This is a genomic window from Streptomyces sp. NPDC002536 (assembly GCF_053594995.1).
The window spans coordinates 1-5,376 of the sequence record NZ_JBSFWU010000200.1; the positions used below are offsets into that span (position 1 = coordinate 1).

Here is a 5,376-nt window from a genome sequence, read left to right on the forward strand (position 1 = left end):
GGTGCCTTCACCGTCAAACGCATGAAGCAGCTCGAGGAGCACATCACGGCTCGCAGTCAACGCACCACCCCAGGGGTCCGGGGCGAAGCCCCGAGAACCTCGACTGCGGGCGCGTCGTGGCTGGTCGCGCAGTTCCCCGCGCCCCTTACGGGGCGCCCGCACCCGGGGGCTTGGGGCGTGCCCCCAAGAAGCGGCGAAAGGGTGGGACCGGGGCCGAAACCCCCCTTGTCGCCCTCCCGCCCCGCCCCCGATACTCAACGCATGGTGAATAACCGATACCGCCAATCCTGGGAAGGCTTCTGGAGCGAGGCCTCCGGCGCGCAGGGGGACGTTCTCTGGGATGCCGACCCCTCGGTCACGTCCCAGCGGCACCTCGAACTGCTCACCCCGCACATCGACCCCGCCCTCCCCATCGTCGACGTGGGCTGCGGCAACGGCACCCAGACCCGTTACCTGGCCACCCGCTTCGCCCGCGCCGTCGGCGTCGACCTGTCCCGGGCCGCCGTGGAGCACGCCCGGCGCGCCGATGCGACGACGTCCGCGGAGTTCGAGCAGCTCAACCTGGCGGACCCCGCCGCGGTCCGCGCCCTGCACGAGCGGCTGGGCGATGTGAACGTCTACATGCGCGCGGTGCTCCACCAGTGCGACCCGGAGGACCGGGCGCCGGTCGCGGCCGCCGTGGCGGAGCTGGTCGGTGCCCGCGGCCGGGCCTTCGTGCTGGAAGTGGCCAGCACCGCACGGCAGTTGATCGAGGGGCTGGCCCGGCAGACCTCGGACCGGGTCAACGTGGCCGTCGCCCACGACCTGAAGCCCGCCCGCACGGAGGCCGGCGAGGTCGAGGCGCTGCTGCGCGGCGCGGGCCTGGAGGTCCTCGCCTCGGGGGCGGCGGAGATCGTCACCACGCTGCCCGGCCCGGACGGCGGTCACGGCGCCCTGCCGGGCGAGTGGTTCGTGGCAGGCCGCGGCTGACCCTCCCGCGTTCCGCTGACGTGTCCCCGTTCCTGCGATAGAACGGGGGCATGGTAAAGATCCTGATCTCGGCCGACATGGAGGGCGCCACCGGGGTCACCTGGCCCGGCGACGTGCTGCCCGGGGCCTCGCAGTGGGAGCGTTGCCGTCACCTCTTCACCTCCGACGTCAACGCGGCCGTCGAGGGCTTCTTCGACGGCGGCGCCGACGCCGTCCTCGTCAACGAAGCGCACTGGAGCATGCGCAACCTGCTGCTGGAGAAGCTCGACGAACGGGCCGAGATGCTCACCGGCAAGCACAAGGCCCTGAGCATGGTCGAGGGCGTGCAGCACGGCGACGTCGACGGGATCGCCTTCGTCGGCTACCACGCCGCGGCCGGTGCCGAGGGCGTGCTGGCGCACACGTATCTGGCCAATTCGCTGACCGGCGTCCGGGTGGGCGGCACGCGCGCCAGCGAAGGGTTCCTCAATTCCCTGGTCGTGGCCGAATACGGTGTGCCCGTGGTGCTGGTGACCGGCGACGACCGGACGTGCGAGGACGCCAAGGGGTATGCGCCCCGGGCCCGTTCGGTCGCGGTCAAGGACTACGTCTCGCGGTACGCGGCCGTGTGCCGCCCGCCGGCCCGTACGGCGGCCGACATCCGGGCCGCGGCCAAGGAGGCCGTGGAGCTCGCCGTACGGCACGAGCCGGTGCGGGGCGGGCCGTTCACCTGGGAGCTGGAGTTCGACGCCGAGCATCTCGCCGGCCAGGCGACCTGCGTGCCCGGCGTCGCGCAGTGCGGCGAGCGCCGGATCACCTTCACCACGCCGACCATGTACGACGGCATCCGCTGCTTCAAGGCGGTCACGACCGTCGTGTCGGCGGCGGTGGAGGAATCTTATGGATGACGGCACGGCGGACCGGGTGGACGGGCTCGCGCTCGACGAGGTGGTGCGGTTCACCTCGGACCTGATCCGGATCGACACCACCAATCGCGGTGGCGGGGACGGCCGGGAGCGCCCGGCCGCCGAGTACGTGGCGGAGCGGCTCGCCGAGGCGGGCCTGGAACCGGTGCTGCTGGAGAAGGAGCCGGGGCGGTCCAACGTCGTGGCCCGCCTGGCCGGTTCGGACCCGGGGGCCGCGGCGACGCTGGTCCACGGGCACCTGGACGTGGTGCCGGCCGAGCCCGCCGAGTGGAGCGTCCACCCCTTCTCGGGCGAGGTCCGCGACGGGGTGGTCTGGGGCCGCGGCGCGGTCGACATGAAGGACGCGGACGCGATGGTGCTGGCCCTCGTGCGCTCCTGGGTCCGGGCGGGGGTGCGCCCGCGCGGCGACGTCGTGCTCGCCTTCACGGCCGACGAGGAGGACCGCGCCCTCACCGGGGCCGACTTCCTGGTCCGGGAGCACGCCGGGCTGTTCGAGGGGTGCACGGTCGGCATCGGCGAGTCCGGCGCGTACACCTTCCACGGCGACGGCGGCCTGGAGCTCTACCCCGTGGGCGCGGGGGAGCGCGGCACCGCCTGGCTGAAACTGACCGCGCACGGCACGGCGGGGCACGGCTCGAAGGTCAACCCCGACAACGCGATCGTCCACCTCGCCGCCGCCGTCCAGCGGATCGCCGGGCACGAGTGGCCGGTGCGGCTCTCCCCGCTCGTCCGGTCCGCGCTGCGCGGACTCGCCGCGGCGCACGAGATCGACGCCGATCCGGACGCGCCGGATTTCGACGTGGAGTGCCTGCTCAACAAGCTGGGCGCGGCGGCCAAGCTGGTCGCGGCGACCGTGCGCAGCAGCGCCAACCCGACCATGCTGCACGCCGGATACAAGGTCAATGTGATCCCCGGCACGGCCACCGCCCACGTGGACGGGCGGGTCGTGCCCGGCGCCGCGGAGGAGTTCCGGGACACCCTCGACCGGCTCACCGGGCCGCACGTGGAGTGGGAGTACTACCAGAAGGGCGAGGGGCTCCAAGCGCCCGTCGACACCGCGGTGTTCGCCCGCATGAAGGCCGCGATCGAGCACTTCGCCCCGGAGGGGCGGGTGGTCCCGTTCTGCATGTCCGGCGGAACCGACGCCAACCAGTTCTCCCGTCTGGGCATCGCGGGGTACGGCTTCAACCCGCTCCGGCTGCCCGCCGGCTTCGACCACCAGGCGATGTTCCACGGCGTCGACGAGCGGGTGCCGGTCGAGGCCCTGCATTTCGGCGTCCGTGTCCTCGACCGCTACTTCATGGATGAGCCCATTGATGAGCACAATGAACGGGCAGGACTTGAGGAAGACAGCTCGATGAACTGAGCGGACATCGTCCCGAGGAGGAGTGGCCCATGGTGTCCACGGCGCCCTACGGAGCCTGGCAGTCCCCGATCGACGCGGAGCTCGTGGCGTCGCGCAGCGGTCGGCCCGCGTGTGTGGGCACGGTGGGCGACGAGGTGTGGTGGGTCGCCCCGCGCCCGGCCGAGGCGGGCCGGGCCACCCTGGTGCGGCGGCGTGCCGACGGCACCGAGGAGTCCGCACTGCCCGCGCCGTGGAACGTGCGCAACCGGGTCTTCGAGTACAGCGGCTTCCCGTGGGCGGGCGTGCCGCGGCCGGCGGGCGGCCCGCTGCTGGTCTTCACCCACTTCGGGGACCAGCGGCTGTACGCCTTCGAGCCGGACGCGCCCGGGGGCGCGGAGCCCCGGGCGCTGACCCCGGTCTCGGCGGTGGGCGGGGGCCTGCGCTGGGCGGACCCGGTGATCCTGCCCGAGCGGGGCGAAGTGTGGTGCATGGCCGAGGAGTTCACGGGCGAGGGCCCGTCGGACGTGCGCCGCTTCCTCGCGGCCGTCCCGCTGGACGGCTCGGCGGCCGAGGACCGTTCGGCCGTGCGGGAACTGTCGGACGACGCCCACCGCTTCGTCACCGGCCCCCGGCTCTCCCCGGACGGGCGGCAGGCGGTGTGGCTCGCCTGGGACCACCCGCGCATGCCGTGGGAGGGCACCGAGCTCAAGACGGCCCGGGTGACGGAGGACGGCCGCTTCGCCGGCACCCGCACGCTGCTGGGCGGGCCGGAGGAAGCCATCGCCCAGGCCGAGTGGGCGCCTGACGGCTCGTTGGTCGTCGCGACCGACCGCACGGGCTGGTGGAACCTCCACCGCGTCGACCCCGTCACGGGCGCGACCGCCGAACTGTGCCGGCGCGAGGAGGAGTTCGCGGGGCCGCTGTGGATGCCGGGCCTGCGCTGGTTCGCGCCACTGGCCAACGGGCTGATCGCGGTGGTGCACGGCAAGGGCGCGGCCGTCCTCGGCATACTCGACCCCGAGTCCGGGGAACTGGTCGACGCGGCCGGGCCGTGGACCGAGTGGGCGGCGACGCTCACGGTGAACGGCACCCGGGCCGTGGGCGTCGCGGCGAGCCCGCGCACCGCGTACGAGGTGGTCGAGCTGGACACGGTGACCGGCCGGGCCCGCACGATCGGCGCCCGGCACACGGACCCCGTGGACCCCGCCTACTACCCCGAGCCGCAGATCCGCACCTTCACGGCCCCCGACGGCCGCGAGATCCACGCCCACATCTACCCGCCGCACAGCCCCGACTTCACCGGCCCGGCCGACGATCTCCCGCCGTACGTGGTGATGGCCCACGGCGGCCCCACGTCCCGCGTGCCCGCCGTCCTCGACCTGGACGTCGCCTACTTCACCTCCCGGGGCATCGGCGTCGCCGACGTGAACTACGGCGGCTCGACGGGCTACGGGCGCGAGTACCGCGAACGCCTGCGGGGCCGCTGGGGCGTCGTCGACGTCGAGGACTGCGCGGCCGTGGCCGCTGCGCTGGCCGAGGAGGGCACGGCGGACCGCGCCCGCCTGGCGGTGCGCGGCGGCAGCGCGGGCGGCTGGACCGCGGCCTCGTCGCTCGTGTCGACGGACGTGTACGCGTGCGGCACCGTCCTCTACCCGGTGCTGGACCTGGTGGGCTGGGCGGACGGCGGCACGCACGACTTCGAGTCCCGCTATCTCGACTTCCTGGTCGGTTCGTCGGACGAGTTCCCCGAGCGGTACCGGGACCGGGCCCCGCTGACGCGGGCGGACCGCGTGAGGGCTCCCTTCCTGCTCCTGCAGGGCCTGGAGGACCCGGTGTGCCCGCCGGCCCAGTGCGACCGCTTCCTGGAAGCGGTGGCGGGGCACGGGGTGCCGCACGCGTATCTGTCCTTCGAGGGGGAGGGGCACGGCTTCCGGAGGAAGGAGACGATGGTGCGGGCGCTGGAGGCGGAACTGTCGCTGTATGCGCAGGTGTTCGGCATCGATGCGCCCGGGGTGCCGTTGCTGAAACTTGCGGAGTAGTCCGGCTGCGGGGCTGGTTGTGGTTGCTCGCGCAGTTCCCCGCGCCCCTGACGGGGCGCGGCCCGCACCCCGCACTTCGCCCGGGTCGCCCGCACCTTCTACCGGGTGCAGGAGGAAC

At 73.6% G+C, this 5,376-nt stretch carries 4 protein-coding genes; all 4 read left to right on the forward strand.

Features of this window, described 5'->3' with window-relative positions:
- The first annotated feature begins 261 nt into the window (after positions 1-261).
- The 4 genes from ACWD4B_RS35000 to ACWD4B_RS35015 are packed head-to-tail and all read left to right on the forward strand — an operon-like array spanning position 262 to position 5,258.
- Complete coding sequence (locus ACWD4B_RS35000) at positions 262-969, forward strand: class I SAM-dependent methyltransferase (protein WP_451424556.1); 708 nt, start codon at positions 262-264, stop codon at positions 967-969.
- 50 nt (positions 970-1,019) lie between these two features.
- The gene (locus ACWD4B_RS35005) at positions 1,020-1,856 is read left to right on the forward strand and encodes a M55 family metallopeptidase (RefSeq protein ID WP_451424557.1); all 837 of its coding nucleotides are present in this window, start codon (positions 1,020-1,022) and stop codon (positions 1,854-1,856) included.
- Entirely contained in the window at positions 1,849-3,240 is a 1,392-nt protein-coding gene (locus ACWD4B_RS35010; RefSeq protein WP_451424558.1) for a M20/M25/M40 family metallo-hydrolase, read from the forward strand. The genes ACWD4B_RS35005 and ACWD4B_RS35010 overlap by 8 nt, the downstream gene beginning before the upstream one ends.
- A 29-nt stretch (positions 3,241-3,269) precedes the next feature.
- Complete coding sequence (locus ACWD4B_RS35015; protein ID WP_451424559.1) at positions 3,270-5,258, forward strand: prolyl oligopeptidase family serine peptidase; 1,989 nt, start codon at positions 3,270-3,272, stop codon at positions 5,256-5,258.
- Positions 5,259-5,376 lie beyond the last annotated feature (118 nt).